Here is a 14235-nt window from a genome sequence, read left to right on the forward strand (position 1 = left end):
TAGCTTATGCTAGCCCTGCACGCCCGCATGTAAGCCATTTGTAATTTTATCCATGTTAAAGTGGAGCTTTTAATCGCTTCCCTAAATTTTATATCAGCGTAGGTTTGGCTTGACTCCATCCTCTCCTAAGGATTTTAATGGCTCACGAGCAACATAAACAAAGAACCCATACCCCTGTAAGTGGGTATCGCATTGAAGAATTGCGCGCAAAACCCACCGAAAAACTTTTAGCAATCGCCAACGAACTCAAAGTCGAAAACCCCCAAGAATACAAACGCCAAGATTTGATGTTTGAAATCCTCAAAAATCAGGTCTCTCAGGGGGGCTATATCCTCTTCACGGGCATTTTAGAGATGTCCAATGAGGGCTATGGCTTTTTAAGGGGGATGGATGGAAGCTTTTCAGATAATCAAAACGACACCTATGTCAGCCACTCCCAAATTAAACGCTTCGCCCTGCGCAATGGCGACATCGTAACCGGGCAGGTGCGCGCCCCTAAAGATCAAGAAAAATACTATGCCCTCTTAAAAATTGAGGCGGTTAATTACCTGCCTTTAGATGAAATTAGAAACCGCCCTCTCTTTGACAACTTAACCCCGCTTTTTCCTACCGAGCAAATCAAGTTAGAATACGAACCTACCAAAGTTACCGGGCGCATGCTTGATCTCTTTAGCCCTATTGGCAAGGGACAGCGTGCGCTCATTGTCGCTCCGCCCCGCACAGGCAAAACCGAGCTCATGAAAGAGCTCGCGCACGGCATTACAGCTAACCACCCAGAAATGGAACTTATTATTCTACTGGTGGATGAACGCCCTGAAGAGGTTACAGACATGCAACGCAGTGTGCGCGCCCAAGTCTTTAGCTCCACTTTTGATCTGCCTTCTCATAACCATGTGCGCATCGCCGAATTGGTGCTAGAGAGAGCTAAAAGGCGTGTAGAGATGGGTAAGGATGTGGTGATTTTGCTAGATTCGATCACCCGCCTAGCCCGTGCTTACAACGCAATCACCCCCTCTAGTGGCAAAGTCTTAAGCGGGGGTGTGGATGCGCATGCCCTGCATAGACCCAAACGCTTTTTTGGCGCAGCGCGCAATATTGAGGAGGGGGGGAGTTTGAGCATTATCGCTACGGCTCTCATTGAAACCGGATCGCGCATGGATGAGGTGATCTTTGAGGAATTTAAAGGCACGGGCAATAGCGAGATCGTGCTCGCGCGTAGCATTTCCGATCGGCGCATTTACCCCGCCTTTGATGTGCTCAAGTCCGGCACACGCAAGGATAATATCTTGCTGGGCAAGGATAAGCTGACCAAAGTTTGGGTGTTGCGCAATGTGATGCAACAAATGGACGATGTGGAAGCTCTGAATTTTATCTACTCTAAAATGCAAACTACAAAGGACAACGCCGAGTTTTTGGACTTGATGAATCAGGGTTCTTAGTGCGTGTAGGGATTTTTGATAGCGGGGTGGGGGGCTTGAGCGTGCTTAAAAGCGTGTTGCAAGCGCGCTTGTTTGCAGAGATTATCTACTATGGGGACACCGCGCGCGTGCCCTATGGCCCTAAGGATAAAGCCACCATCGAGCACTTTGCCCTAGAGGCGTTGGAGTTTTTTAAGCCCTACCAAATTGAAATGTTGATCGTGGCGTGCAACACGGTGAGCGCATTGGCTTTAGAAAAAATGCGCGCGCATTCTTCTATCCCCATTGTGGGCGTGATTGAGGCAGGCATTTTAGCCACCATCCAACAATTCCCCAACAAGCACACCCCTATTTTAGTGCTGGGCACACGCGCGACCATTGCCTCGGGGCAATACGCCCAGCATTTAAGCGCGCATGGTTACTCTAATGTGCAAAGTTTAGCCACCGGGCTTTTTGTGCCCTTGATTGAGGAGGGGGTGTTAGAGGGCGCGCTTTTACGAGCTTGTATGCAACACTACTTTGAAAACATCCAAAACGCCCCCACCGTGCTCATCTTAGGTTGCACACATTTTCCTTTGATCGCCTCAAGCCTACAGAACTATTTTCAGACGCGTTTTAACCACCCTTGCGCTTTGGTGCATTCCGGCGATGCGATCGTGCATTATTTGCAAGACACACACCACCTAATCCCTCTTAACCACCCCCCCCAAGTGCGCTTTTTTGCTAGTGGAGATGTAAAAACCCTCAAAGTCCAAGCTAAGGCATGGTTAGAAGTTTAAGCTATCAATTAGTGCCACTTAATTTTTTCTAATATCCGCCCTATAATTTCAATATGCTTTGCATTTAATTTAAATGTTTAAATCTTCCAAAATGCGATCTACAATCACATGCGCGCCATCATTGGCGATCTTTTCTCTGAGTTTTGAGCTCACCTCAGAAATATAGAGACCTTGTGTTTTAGGGGTTTGCAACCACTCAATAAAATCAAAGAGTTTGGAAGGGTGTAGGGCATGCTGGAAGACAATCTTGGCTAAGCCCTCTTGTTCAAATTCTAAGGCATTAAAATATTGGTGGTTATTGGCGGCATGGGGATAGGGAACAAACATGGCCGGTAAATTATTAGCACAAAGCTCCCACACGCTACTAGCTCCAGCCCGGCTCACGCAAATATCAGCCTGCTTCATCTTTTCTACTAAATTTAGATCAAAAGCAAAGAGATCTACCATGTCTAAAATCCCCAAACCTTTATAAAGGGCGGCGATGCGATCGTAGTGGAGTGTCCCGCATTGGTGGATGATCTTTAAACCTTTTTGAAGCAAATCCCTAGCGCACAAAAGGGCAAATTCGTTAATAGCACTAGCCCCCTGTGAGCCCCCTAAGAATAGAATTGTGTTCACTTGGTTGCGGATGCGCGCTTTCTCAAAAAAGACTTCTTGCACAGGGTAGGAGGTTTTATAAAATTTTTTACTCAGGTTTTCGTTTTCAAAACTGCCAAAAACGCGTTTAGCATAAGGAGTGGTGTATTTGTTGAGCGTGCCTTGAATAGCATTCTGTTCATGTATATAAAGGGGGATGCTTAAAAACATAGCGGCCAAACTCCCCGGCCCTGCGCTAAAACCTCCCACGCTAATGAGAGCTTGCACACGGTGCTTTTTTAGCAAACCCAAAGCTATTTTAGCTCCTTTGAGTTGCGCCCATAAAGCGGGAATCTTTTTAAAAAAACTTTTATTGACCACCCCGCTACTCTTCAAAAAGTAGCGTTCTGCAAACAGGGGGCTATTTTCAAACCAAGCGCGATCTTGGCCGGCAGTGCTTCCAATGTAGATTAAATCTTGATGACGGCTTTTAAGCTCTTGAGCTAGGGCTCTAGCAATGCATAAATGCCCCCCTGTCCCTCCGCCTGTGATGGCAAACACGGCCTAACAACTTGCTTGTTGCAAGGTTGCCTGAAATGGAGGGACAAAAGATTTAATGGTTTCTCTAAAGCCAAAATCCGGATAATCCATGATGGATAGGGGGATTTGTGCCGCATAGCCATTATTGGGGTTAAAGATCAAAGGTGCGAGGAAATTCACCATAGAATCTTCTAAGTTCTTTTGCACAACCACCACGCAATAAACTTCTACCTCAGAACTTCCATCCAATTCTAGGAGCAATTCGATGTATTTAGGAATACTAAAGCTGTATTCTCTAAGTTTATAGGGGTTGGCCAAGACTAGACTAATAGCACCATCTAAGCTACTTACTTTACTAAAGAGTTCGTCAATTTTGGTGAGCTCTACTTCCATCATATTTTCAAATCCAAGAATGGGAGCTTTGAGTTGGTAATGCATGCTGTTCCTTTAAGCAAATATGCCCAAGTCTTAGCAAAAGGTGTTCCAAAAAATTTAAAAAGTGAGAGAAATTTAAAAGAGTGGCGGACAGGGAGGGATTCGAACCCTCGGTAACCTTGCAGCTACGCATCCTTAGCAGGGATGTGGTTTCAGCCAACTCACCCACCTGTCCAAAGCTCAAATTATAATCACTTTAAGTTAACAATTATCTTAATTTGTAAATATCAAAGTCCATTATTAGTTATTTGATAGTAAGATCAAGACAAATTCTACTTCTAAGGTTTTGGATGCGTAAGATTATTTGTGCCATGTGTGTTTGTGTGGGTTTGCTGAGTGCTGAAGGGGTGGGTGATAATGTGGTCAATCTGATTCAGCAACAAGTAAAAAAAGAGGTGCGTGTTTTGGAAGTATTACCCCTAAATTCTGATAAAAATTTTCAAGTGGTGGTTGTTGAAGATCCAGAGACAAAATATCATATTCCCCTATTGGCCAATAAAGATGGGAGTGTGGTGTTAGGGCTAGGAAATGTATTTTTTAGCAAGGATAATCAAGATATTGCGCTTTTAAATGGCGTTTACCACAAAACCAGTTTGCATAACTTCAAACAGGGCAATGGGGCTAAACTTAATGCGTTATTTAGCGGTTTGCCTAAAAGCTATGTCATCGATTTGGTCTCCAAAAACAAGAAAGCTAAAAATATTTACATTGTTTCTGATCCTAGATGTCCGCATTGTCAGGAGGAGTTAAGGCATGTCCGTGAACGGCTTAAGGACGCTAATGTGCACATGGTTGTTGTGGGTCTTTTGGGACAAAAATCTACTCTTAAAGCAGCAGACATATTGACACAAATCAAACAGGCGCGCAACACAGAAACTAAGATTGCTTTACTGGAAAAAATTTACGCTACCAATTACGAGCCCGGGGAGGTGTCTGATGATAAAATTCAAGAGGTCGAAAAAATTACCAAGCAGATTTTAGAAACGGGGATTGAGAGCGTGCCTTTTATTTATGAATATCAATAATCTTTGAGAAAAAAAATAAATAATGTTATAATGCGAGCTTAAATTTTTCAATAAGGAAGCGAAATGAAGTTTTTTAGTGTGGCTGTGATGGCGGGACTCTTTTGTAGTTTGGGGGCACAAGATATTGGGTTAAATGTTTTTCCTGAATACCACGCCAAACCAGATCAAGAAATGTTAGACATGGCAGGCAAAGTAGAGGCAAATAAAGTGATCAATTATCTTAGTGAGATGAAGAATCGCTACAATAAGATGACCCCTAAACATCAGGCAGATTTTCAAAAGCATTTTCAGGATGTCTTGGCTAAAAATATCGCCAAACTTAGCCCTGCTCAACGCCAAAAACGCCTAGATGCGATCAAAAAAGCCCTTTTGGTCAGGATAGACAATGTCAATAATCTTAAACAAGAAGTGGAAGCAGAGTATGCCTATTTAAACCATTGGAAAGCCACTTTACAATCTAAGACTTTTTACGAAGATTTGCAAAAAAATGGTTTTACACCTAGTGGTGCTACACAACCTTCTAAAAAAGCGAAACACTAACGCCAGCGTTTTTTGCGCGTGCGCGACAACTTGAAAATAGTTGAGGGGGGGGCTTGGTGGAGTTTCTTTTTATCTTCAATAATGATTGTGGCTACTTTGCGAGCCCATTGTAAATCAAAATCTTTTCCACTTAAATTAGCAGATGTGCTGTAGAGTTGTCCTAGAGTTTCTAATGGGTGTTGTGCTTGAGGGTTTTGGATCACTCGGTAGCTTTGAGGAGGGGTGGTCGGGTAAATAAAACTTGTTTTGTGCGCACGGCGGACAAAAGAGCGGTGGATGGAGGGCACGCGCACAGGCAGAGCATACAAACTGCTTAACACCTGCAATAGAGGCTTATTTTGAGGACTATGTTTTGCACGATTGAGCGCGCGCGCGCTTGGACTAAAGAGTCCAGCGGTGGTGTCGCCTTGCATTAAAATGATGTCTGTATCCATAATTCATGTTAGCGTATTTAGTCGTTTTTATGCTACTTCTGTTAGAATCGGGCAAAAAATGAGGTATGTATGAATCTTGGCGTTAAAATTATAGGGGCGGTTCTCTTCTCTCTTTCCATCGTAGGTGTCGTGATTATTGCCATAGCCGATCATAAGCAATACCGCCTGATTCATTCTGTTATTACTAGCGAAAAGGAGGGAGATATGCGGCATAGGGAAAGCACTTTAAAATACGATACTCACCTTATTGAGCAGGCAATCGCTATCTATTATAAGAATTTCCCTAAAGCAGAAGCTAGAAAGATGGCTTTAAAGTATTTTAGCGACATCAATAATGACAAAGGCATGATTTACATGGTTGTGGTGGATATGCAGGGCACCGTGCTTTTTGATCCTGTTAATCCCAATACTGTGGGTAAAAGTGGTTTGAATGTTGCAAGTGTGGATGGTGTTTATTATGTGCGGGGCTACATTGAACAAGCGCGCAAAGGTGGGGGTTACACCCACTATCAAATGCCCAAATTTGCAGGAGGTAGTCCCGAACCCAAAGTCGCTTATAGCCATTACGATCCTGTAAGCGACATGGTGATTGTCTCTACTTCTTACTTTAGCGATATTTTGAACGCTACTGAGCGCACACGCAAGGAAATCAAACAACAAGCTTCTAAAAATCTCCATGATTTGATTTACTATATTGCATGCATCGTAGTTTTTTTCATTATCACAACCTCCCTGCTCGTTTACTACACCATTATCAGACGCTTGCATATATTGGTGCGCATGATGTACAACTTTAATCAGGGAGAGCGCGACCTCACCCAACGCATCCGCATAAATGGTAGTGATGAGATTGCAAGAGTGGGGCAGGGCGTGAATCACTTTGTAGAACACATGCAGAGATTCTTTAATGACATCAAAGACACAAGCAAGAATGGCAAAGAGATAGCAAGCACACTTAGACAAGTCATTGTGGATGTTTTAGGAGAGATGGGCAAGCGCACGGCTATGATCAACCAAATTAAGGATAAAATAAATGAAATCAATGGCTTTTTAAGCACATCTTTAGACCAAGCCCAAGAGAGTCAAAAAAGCCTTGTGGATGTGCAGGGTTCTATTAAAATTTCTAACAGCGCAATCTCTACTCTCTTTAGCCAAATCACTGAAGCCTCACGCACAGAGGAGGAACTGGCCAGCAAGGTGGAGCAACTGAGCAAAAACGCAGATAGTGTCAAAAGCATTTTGCATATTATCAATGACATCGCCGATCAAACCAATTTGCTCGCGCTCAATGCTGCTATTGAGGCGGCGCGGGCGGGCGAACATGGCAGAGGTTTTGCAGTGGTGGCCGATGAGGTGCGTAATTTAGCCGGACGCACCCAAAAAAGCCTCTCAGAGATTAATTCTACCATTGGTCTTATTGTCCAAGAAATTAATGATGTTTCAACTCAAATGAATTTTAACTCCAAAAAGATTGAGGAGCTTAACAATGTAGGACTAGAAATGCAGGATAAATTCAAGGATATGAATTCAAATCTTGAGTTTGTAGTCCAGCAAGTCAATACCTCCATCGGGAATTTTGTAGGGACCAAGCAAGATATAGAGAGCATGAAACCCCAATTTGATGGCATTGATGCTATCAATGTAAGCAACGCTAGCGAAGCGGCTAAAATTCTCAAGGCGACCGATCATTTGCGCGAAATCACAGAGGTGCTAGATCAAAATATTAACCAATTTAATTCTTAATGATTTTAGGTATCGATCCAGGAAGTCGTAAATGTGGCTATGGGATCGTAGATGTGCATAGTAAGTTAATTGGTGCGGGCTTTATCCACATCCAAAATGCCCCCCTGCAAACCCAAATTTTAGAAATGGTAGAAGGTTTCAATCAGATTTTAAACGCCTATCCCATTACAGAGGTTGCTATGGAGGATATTTTCTACGCTCACAATCCTAAAAGCGTGCTCAAACTTGCTCAATTCAGGGGGGCTTTAAGTTTAAAAATCCTGCAAAGCGTGGGCAAGTTTAGTGAATACACACCTTTGCAAGTCAAACGCGCCATCAGTGGGCATGGTAAGGCGAGCAAGGAACAGGTCGCTTTTATGGTCGGAAAAATCCTAGGACTTAAAAATGCGATCAAGCCTTTAGACATCACTGACGCTCTAGCGGTCGCGCTCACACATGCCCAGCAACGCCACGCTATTGCCATGCCCCATCAATGCTCACACGCGCTAAATCGCTAGAAAGCCCGCGTAATTGTGTCTGAGAACTGGACGAGACATTAATACTCGCATCAGTTTTAAAGAGATCGCTAGGTTCGTTGCTTTGTCGTTGCTGTAACTCTTTGTGCTTGATGGTCTCTGTGTTATTGTATTCAAATTTTTGATGTGTTTTTGGAGGTTTGCTAGCTTGCTTTTTTATGCCCTGATCAAGCGCAACCAAGGGACTCAGACACATGATTATCGCCATTAAACTTGCAGAAATTTTAGTCATGCTCACTCCTTTCAAAGTTTTTACACATGCGCACCCCTACAAGCGCGCGTTGGCATGCTTGAGGCTTTTTGATCTCCATGCTAATCTTTGTGATACTAGGAAAACATTGCTTGAGCCACGCGCTAATCTCCTCTAAAGCCTCTTCTAAAAGAGTGTAAGAAGTGGTAGAAAATTTATTTTGCACCACTTCTAAAATATCCATATAATCCAAATATTGGTTAATATCTTTATAGGAATAACTAATTTCTAGGTTGATGATTAAAGGTTGAGTGTTTGTCTGTTCGCTTTGTTGTGTGCCAATGATGGCATCTAGTTTATAGTCTTGAATCACTAAAACCACTGCTTCCTCCTATAAAATCTTTTTTTCCTGTCCATTAAAGAGATTGAGTAGATTAGGCCAATGTTTATAGAGGGTGAAAAGAAAAATGAGCACCATCGGGGTGCGTGTGCCAACCTGCGCGTCCACATTGATGGACGCGGGCAAATGGATGTGTAAGATGGGAATCATGAAAATCAGCAAGGTTGCTAATCCCACACCCGCAATGGAGGCTAGAGAGGAAATTTTGAGTTTTTTACCAACAAACGCCCATAATGCTAAACCAATCAAACTCTCTACTGGGATAAGCAAAAGCACCGCCCCCATTGTGGTGCTCACACCCTTACCCCCCCTAAAACTCAAAAAGGGTGAATAACAATGCCCTAAAATAGTCATAATGGCAACCATCCATTGCGTTTCATAACTCAACCCCGCGAGTTTGCTCAATAACACACAAAACACTCCCTTGAGCAAATCCAAGACCAGCACACTTGTGCCCAATTTCTTAGCTCGAGTCGAGTCAAGATGTTTCACCACGCGCACTACATTAGTGGCACCAGTGCCTCCACTCCCCTCTTTAGTAATGTCTACCTTGTAGCGCATTTTGACAATCCAATACCCAAAGGGAATCCCGCCCACAAAATATCCAATCAGATAGAAAATGACATTGATATTTGTCAAAAAACTTAAAAGATTTTCCATGTATTGCCCTTATCTTAAAAGCTAAATTATAACGAAAAATCAAAACGACTTGATGTAACGCCCCGGAATCAAAACCCTCTGTTTGTCATTAAATAAAAAATTGACCTTATAGCTCTCTTGAATTCCTCGTTTTTTATCTCTTGGGATATGCCGGATAGACAGTTCAATAGGAGGGAGTTTTAAGGGCGTGTGGGGCTTGACCTCAAAGGCTAAAAAAAGTGGCTTTTGATGGACATGATCCCAACCTGTGCGCCATCTGGGCAAAGTGTTTTGGCTTTTGAGCAAGCGATCCCCCACTTGCACCTCAAAGGAAGCTAGATAATAAACCCCGGGTTCTAAAAGACGGCTTTGGACTTTGGCTTTTCTGAAAGTATCGCGCAACAATAATAAAAACCAGTTATTGCTCCCAAGCATAAATTCCTTAGAGTTTTGATCCCCTACTTTACGCCAATAGGTTTTAACCGCATGGCCCTCATAAGCAATATCAAAGGTTACCAAACTAGCCAAAGGCGAAGGCTTAGGCACACAGGCACAGAGCAATAACAACAACACAAATTTAAGCATTTTCATAGGGCAAACTATAGCACTCTAGGACTTAAATGCGCTAAAATAACGCTTTGGCCACCGCGAGATTTTTACAGGCGCAAATTAGAGACTTTTATAGTTTTTAAAACTTCAACTTTTCTCACTAATCTTTTTAAGAAAGGACTTTTTTAAAGTTTAAGACCTATGAATCGCACCAAGTTCAAAACTATTTATTCTCAGAGTTTGCCTAAGAGTTTACCCTATAAAAGCATCATTTGTTTTTTTTTGCTCTTTGTGATTGGGGCGATCACCCCCTTCCCTAAAATCGCCAAACAACCCCAAGTTCCCCTAGTTTTTAGCACCACTGAGCATTATGCGCGCTTTGTGCCCACCATCGCCTCTTTTGCTCTGCCCTTGCTAAAAAGAGATGTAGTAGGCTTAATTCAAATTGTGCATGTGAGCATTGCAACTACCATCGCCACACATTCTCTCAAATGGGGATTGAATAATGTTGTGATCTTTGGTAGGCGTTTGGGCGAACGCCCTAGTGGAAGCTCTAAAAACATGCCTAGTGGGCATTCCTCCATGATTGCCTGCGCTCTAGCCTTCTTAGTGCGCCGTTACGGCTGGGTGTGGCTGATCTTTTTGCCTCTAGCCTTTTTAACAATGGGTGCGCGCATTTACTACAACGCCCACACTATCGGTGCGCTCATTGCCGGTTTTAGTGTGGGCGTGCTGTGTGTTTTGTTTTTAACCAATCGTTTTAAGTAGGTCTTTGATAAATTTCTGGATGTGTGCTTTTAAAACGCCGATGAAACCAAAACCAACTCTCAGGGTGTTCTCTAATAATTTGCTCGCTCAAGGTGGCTTGTGCCTGCGTGGCTTCTAAGATATCTGCTTGCGCATTAGAGGTATTTTTAGCCCTGATGGGGGGGTAGTAAGTGGCGGTGTAGTGGCTATAATCCTCGTTAAAATCCACCGCTATAGCAACAATAGAGATATTGTAACGGCGGGATAAAATCGAGGCGATGGTGGTGTGGGTCGCCTTGTGCCCAAAAAATTCCACCTCAACCCCCTCTTTGGGCGAGATGTTTTGATCGACCAAAATCCCTACCAAACCCTTACCTCTATTGTAAATTTTTAAAAGCTCTTTAAACGCGCCTATTTTGTTGATAAAGCGCACACCAAAGGCTTCGCGCCTTTGAATTAGCATAGTATTGAGCGGATCTAGTTTGGTCAGTTTGCCCAAAGATCCTCTTTCTTGTGCGGGATAAAATTGTGCTAAATAAGTCCCCATCGCCTCCCAATATCCAAAATGCAAGCCCATCATGACCGCCTGTCCGTCCTCTTGGAGCGCGTCAAAAATATGGCGTTGGTTGATGCGGCTAAAGCGGGCTTGGTAAATCTCTTGAGGTAAGAACACCACACGCACACTCTCCAACACGATAAAAGCTAAATTGTCATAGCCCCGCCTGATGATCGCCTCTTTTTGTGCGCGCCCCATTTCAGGAAACACAAAATCTAAATTCGCTCTAGCGTCCCAATAGCGCCGCCGATCCAATTTAGCCATCACAAAACCCAGTCCCCGCACACAGCACACAAAGGCGCGGTGAGGGAGTTTAGCTAAAATCCAGCCTAGAGCATTTGCTCCCCACTTGAGCGCGTGTGCGCAGAAAATCCCCCATTCTCTGCGCACACTCATGGAGTTTCTTTCAGCACTTGTAAAATAGCTTGAGCGACTTCTTGGGGGGGGATGTTTTGAATCGAAAAGTCCTTTTTGGAGTAATTGGCCTGCGCATTGCCCACTAAAGCGATATGGTGTTTTCCCTTGAGCTCAAAGCGCTCTTTGGGGGTGTTGCCATAAAGGGTTACAGAAGGGATTTGCAGAGCCCATGCCAAATGCACAATGCCCGTATCTCCTCCCACTACAGCGTGCATACTAGAAACTAAGGTTTTCACGCTCTCTAGTGGCAAAGGCGGGAGCAGGGTAGTGGCAATATGGGGTTTGAGGGCATTATAAAGAGCTTGGGCGTGATCTAGGTGTGTGTGCCATAAGAGCACGATCTCTAGGCCTATATTTTGGAGGGCGCGCCCCACCTGTGCGAAGTTTTCCCATGGATAGATCTTATTAGGTTTAGAAGCCTCCAGCACAAATAAAACTTTAGGGCGTGGGTTATTCAATTCTTTAAGAGTAGGGCAAGAGGGCAAATAAAAAGCTTGGTGGCGTTGTTCTAAGTAATTATCCCATGCGCACGCGCCTAGCATAGAAAAACCCTTTTCTAGCACCGCCTGGTTGCGTTTGAGAATGTGTGCGCTGTAAGGAATAGCCACCTTATGGTTATAAAAAAAGCTTGCTAAAGGCTCACGGATTGACGATCGGTCAAATCCTATAAAAGCTTTTTTAGAGAGCCACGCCCCTAAAAGAGCAGATTTAAACAATCCCTGCATATCGATTAGTATATCTAAACTTTCGATCTCTCTGAGCGAGCGCAAAAAACGCCAAATCTTAAGGGGATTCTTAGTGCGCAAGGTTTGTTTATAGGGGAGAATGTGGAGCTTATCGATGTAGGGGGAGTGTTTGAGTAGGGGGGCAAAAAGAGAATCTACAAACCAATGAATCTGGGCATGGGGATAATGTTGTTTGAGGAAGGGCAAGAAAACCGCGCTCACGATCACATCCCCCATCGCAGAGAGGCGGATAATGCCCACCTTCATAAAAATTCAATATCCATAGAAACGGGGGTGTTTAATTTACGGATCGCCTCCTGGCAGAGATAAAGCTCTTTGTTGCTTTTAATTTGGAGAGTTTTACCCTTGAGGGTGTAGGTGATGTCTTTGGGCACGCGTGTGGTGCAAAGGGCTTCAGCTAAACCTAAGATAGAGCTCAACCATTGCAGGGTCAAAATCGGGGGCATGATCGCACTGATATGGGCAATGTTGCTATCTTTGGGGATTTTTTTCTGACTAAATTGCACTAAGAGGCAAATGATCGCCCTTTCTTGGTGCGAAAAACCATAGCTAAGGGCATTGAGAGCCAAATAGGCGGCGTGTTTATGCGCGCCGTAAAAATTCAACACCTTGCCAATGCTAGAGAGTTGTCCGGCGATTTTAAGGTGGTAAAGATATTCTTCAGAAATGCAATGCAGGGGTCGGAGTGCTTCAAAGAGCTTGACACAAACCTGCTTGACCTCTTGGCTGTGTTTGGCATGGGGCAAGAAGCGATCGAGCAAGGAGAGAATAGAGGGGTTAATGCCTTTGGGGAAGCTGTGTTTATGGTTGCGGAGCATATCGCTTAAAAACACGCCCTCACGCACCCCCACCCCACTAGCTACAATCTTTTCAGGGTTTAAGTGTTGCAAGAGCGCCCATAAAATCAGCGCACCGCTACGAATACTATCTTGGCGATCCTCGCTCACGCCCAAGACCTCTAGGCGCGCTTCTGAGCTTTGGGCGATTTCATGGATAAAATCCAAGTGTTCGCTCACCCCCATTTCATAGCCATGCACCACTTCGATAGGGTAGTTACTACGGCGCATAGCAAGTTTGGCAATGGCGCGGATAGTGCCCCCCACTCCAAAGACCTGATCGCTTTTATAGTGCGCAGGGATCTTTTTAAACTCTTTATAGATAAAGTCTAAAGCACTTTGCAAAGGGGCATTCTTATCAAAAAAGAGCTCTTTGAGACGGATGGTGCCTAAATTTAAGGAAAGCAAATCGACGATCTTACCCTCTTGGATGAGCGCGCACTCTGTGCTCCCTCCGCCAATATCAATAGTGATCCCATCTTTATGGTGTAAGAGATTGGCACACGCCACCCCTCCATAAAAGGCCTCTTTTTTACCATCGATCACTTTAATACGCAACCCGCATTCTTTGCGCACTAAGGCGATAAATTCTTGGGCATTGGGCGCATCGCGGACCGCACTTGTAGCTACACAGAGCAACTTTTTACTCTTGTATTTTTCGGCGATTTCTTTGAACTCATTGAGGGCTTTAAGGGCGCGTTTGATGGGGGTTTTTTGTAAAACCCCGCCGTGTTCGTAGGTGCCCTGAGAAATGCGCACCTTAGATTTGAGTTCATAGAGCAAATAAAATCCAAACTGGCTCGTCTTCTTAAAAATCGCCATGCGCATAGAATTCGAGCCAATATCAATAACAGTGGTGATTTTGGCCATTAGAGTTCGGAGTCTTGTAGTGTTTGGTATTTATCTTGAAGTTCTTCAAGGCTTTCCGTGTTGTTAGGATCGGGCATAATGGCATCTACAGGACAAACACTCACGCAATTGGGTTCATCACTATAACCAATGCATTCTGTGCAACGATCGGGATCAATGTTGTAGATGGGATCGTTTTCGTCAATGGCTTCTGTGGGACACTCTTCGCGACACGCATCACAGGCGATACATTCTTGACTAACAAGTAAAGACACATTTGACCTTTGCGATTGAGATGTAG

General features: G+C 44.0%; 18 protein-coding genes and 1 tRNA gene. 7 read left to right on the forward strand and 12 right to left on the reverse strand.

Going from position 1 to position 14235, the window contains the following annotated elements:
* Positions 1 to 137: 137 nt before the first annotated feature.
* On the forward strand, positions 138 to 1439 hold the full coding sequence (rho, locus tag HFELIS_RS03215; RefSeq protein ID WP_013469104.1) for a transcription termination factor Rho: 1302 nt from the start codon (positions 138 to 140) through the stop codon (positions 1437 to 1439).
* Entirely contained in the window at positions 1439 to 2197 is a 759-nt protein-coding gene (murI, locus tag HFELIS_RS03220; RefSeq protein WP_013469105.1) for a glutamate racemase, read from the forward strand. The genes rho and murI overlap by 1 nt, the downstream gene beginning before the upstream one ends.
* 69 nt (positions 2198 to 2266) lie before the next feature.
* Here the strand turns inward: murI and murG are convergent, their stop codons facing one another.
* The 3 genes from murG to HFELIS_RS03235 form a co-directional block, all read right to left on the reverse strand.
* Positions 2267 to 3334, reverse strand: a complete 1068-nt coding sequence (gene murG, locus HFELIS_RS03225; RefSeq protein ID WP_013469106.1) for an undecaprenyldiphospho-muramoylpentapeptide beta-N-acetylglucosaminyltransferase — start codon at positions 3332 to 3334, stop codon at positions 2267 to 2269.
* Positions 3335 to 3337: 3 nt separating this feature from the next.
* The gene (gene fliW, locus HFELIS_RS03230) at positions 3338 to 3751 is read right to left on the reverse strand and encodes a flagellar assembly protein FliW (RefSeq protein ID WP_013469107.1); all 414 of its coding nucleotides are present in this window, start codon (positions 3749 to 3751) and stop codon (positions 3338 to 3340) included.
* An 81-nt stretch (positions 3752 to 3832) separates the two neighbouring features.
* A tRNA-Ser gene (locus HFELIS_RS03235) sits at positions 3833 to 3923 on the reverse strand.
* A gap of 115 nt (positions 3924 to 4038) precedes the next feature.
* Here HFELIS_RS03235 and HFELIS_RS03240 point away from each other — a divergent pair.
* Positions 4039 to 4773 carry a DsbA family protein gene (locus HFELIS_RS03240; RefSeq protein WP_013469108.1) on the forward strand — a complete coding sequence of 245 codons (735 nt, stop codon included), beginning with the start codon at positions 4039 to 4041 and terminating at the stop codon, positions 4771 to 4773.
* Between the two features lie 63 nt (positions 4774 to 4836).
* Positions 4837 to 5313, forward strand: a complete 477-nt coding sequence (locus HFELIS_RS03245; protein WP_013469109.1) for a DUF1104 domain-containing protein — start codon at positions 4837 to 4839, stop codon at positions 5311 to 5313.
* Here the strand turns inward: HFELIS_RS03245 and HFELIS_RS03250 are convergent.
* Positions 5310 to 5747, reverse strand: a complete 438-nt coding sequence (locus HFELIS_RS03250; protein WP_013469110.1) for a hypothetical protein — start codon at positions 5745 to 5747, stop codon at positions 5310 to 5312. The genes HFELIS_RS03245 and HFELIS_RS03250 overlap by 4 nt on opposite strands.
* Before the next feature lie 69 nt (positions 5748 to 5816).
* On the opposite strand from HFELIS_RS03250, the gene HFELIS_RS03255 reads away from it, so the two are divergent.
* Positions 5817 to 7490 carry a methyl-accepting chemotaxis protein gene (locus HFELIS_RS03255; protein ID WP_013469111.1) on the forward strand — a complete coding sequence of 558 codons (1674 nt, stop codon included), beginning with the start codon at positions 5817 to 5819 and terminating at the stop codon, positions 7488 to 7490.
* Positions 7490 to 7987: a crossover junction endodeoxyribonuclease RuvC gene (gene ruvC, locus HFELIS_RS03260; protein WP_013469112.1), complete on the forward strand. Its 498-nt coding sequence runs from the start codon at positions 7490 to 7492 to the stop codon at positions 7985 to 7987. Before HFELIS_RS03255 ends, ruvC begins: the two co-directional genes overlap by 1 nt.
* Here the strand turns inward: ruvC and HFELIS_RS09310 are convergent.
* The 4 genes from HFELIS_RS09310 to HFELIS_RS03280 are packed head-to-tail and all read right to left on the reverse strand — an operon-like array spanning position 7944 to position 9825.
* Positions 7944 to 8237 (reverse strand): TonB-dependent receptor plug domain-containing protein, encoded by a 294-nt coding sequence (locus tag HFELIS_RS09310; RefSeq protein WP_013469113.1) that lies wholly within the window; start codon positions 8235 to 8237, stop codon positions 7944 to 7946. The two genes, ruvC and HFELIS_RS09310, sit on opposite strands and share 44 nt — an antisense overlap.
* Positions 8230 to 8577 (reverse strand): dihydroneopterin aldolase, encoded by a 348-nt coding sequence (locus tag HFELIS_RS03270; RefSeq protein ID WP_013469114.1) that lies wholly within the window; start codon positions 8575 to 8577, stop codon positions 8230 to 8232. The genes HFELIS_RS09310 and HFELIS_RS03270 overlap by 8 nt, the downstream gene beginning before the upstream one ends.
* Positions 8578 to 8586: 9 nt before the next feature.
* On the reverse strand, positions 8587 to 9255 hold the full coding sequence (gene plsY / locus HFELIS_RS03275) for a glycerol-3-phosphate 1-O-acyltransferase PlsY (protein ID WP_013469115.1): 669 nt from the start codon (positions 9253 to 9255) through the stop codon (positions 8587 to 8589).
* Between the two features lie 39 nt (positions 9256 to 9294).
* Positions 9295 to 9825: a hypothetical protein gene (locus HFELIS_RS03280; RefSeq protein WP_013469116.1), complete on the reverse strand. Its 531-nt coding sequence runs from the start codon at positions 9823 to 9825 to the stop codon at positions 9295 to 9297.
* Positions 9826 to 9984: 159 nt separating this feature from the next.
* Here HFELIS_RS03280 and lpxE point away from each other — a divergent pair, with 159 nt between their 5' ends.
* Positions 9985 to 10551: a lipid A 1-phosphatase LpxE gene (gene lpxE / locus HFELIS_RS03285; RefSeq protein ID WP_013469117.1), complete on the forward strand. Its 567-nt coding sequence runs from the start codon at positions 9985 to 9987 to the stop codon at positions 10549 to 10551.
* Here the strand turns inward: lpxE and HFELIS_RS03290 are convergent.
* Genes HFELIS_RS03290 through HFELIS_RS03305 form a run of 4 tightly spaced genes read right to left on the reverse strand, consistent with a single transcriptional unit; the run spans position 10544 to position 14209 of the window.
* A complete protein-coding gene (locus HFELIS_RS03290; protein WP_013469118.1) occupies positions 10544 to 11482 on the reverse strand; it encodes a lipid A biosynthesis lauroyl acyltransferase in 939 nt (312 codons plus the stop codon). The genes lpxE and HFELIS_RS03290 overlap by 8 nt on opposite strands.
* A complete protein-coding gene (waaC, locus tag HFELIS_RS03295) occupies positions 11479 to 12495 on the reverse strand; it encodes a lipopolysaccharide heptosyltransferase I (RefSeq protein ID WP_013469119.1) in 1017 nt (338 codons plus the stop codon). The genes HFELIS_RS03290 and waaC overlap by 4 nt, the downstream gene beginning before the upstream one ends.
* On the reverse strand, positions 12492 to 13955 hold the full coding sequence (locus HFELIS_RS03300) for a Ppx/GppA phosphatase family protein (protein WP_013469120.1): 1464 nt from the start codon (positions 13953 to 13955) through the stop codon (positions 12492 to 12494). The genes waaC and HFELIS_RS03300 overlap by 4 nt, the downstream gene beginning before the upstream one ends.
* Complete coding sequence (locus HFELIS_RS03305) at positions 13955 to 14209, reverse strand: YfhL family 4Fe-4S dicluster ferredoxin (RefSeq protein ID WP_013469121.1); 255 nt, start codon at positions 14207 to 14209, stop codon at positions 13955 to 13957. Before HFELIS_RS03305 ends, HFELIS_RS03300 begins: the two co-directional genes overlap by 1 nt.
* Positions 14210 to 14235: the final 26 nt, after the last annotated feature.

The organism is Helicobacter felis ATCC 49179 (genome assembly GCF_000200595.1).
GTDB classification, from domain to species: domain Bacteria; phylum Campylobacterota; class Campylobacteria; order Campylobacterales; family Helicobacteraceae; genus Helicobacter; species Helicobacter felis.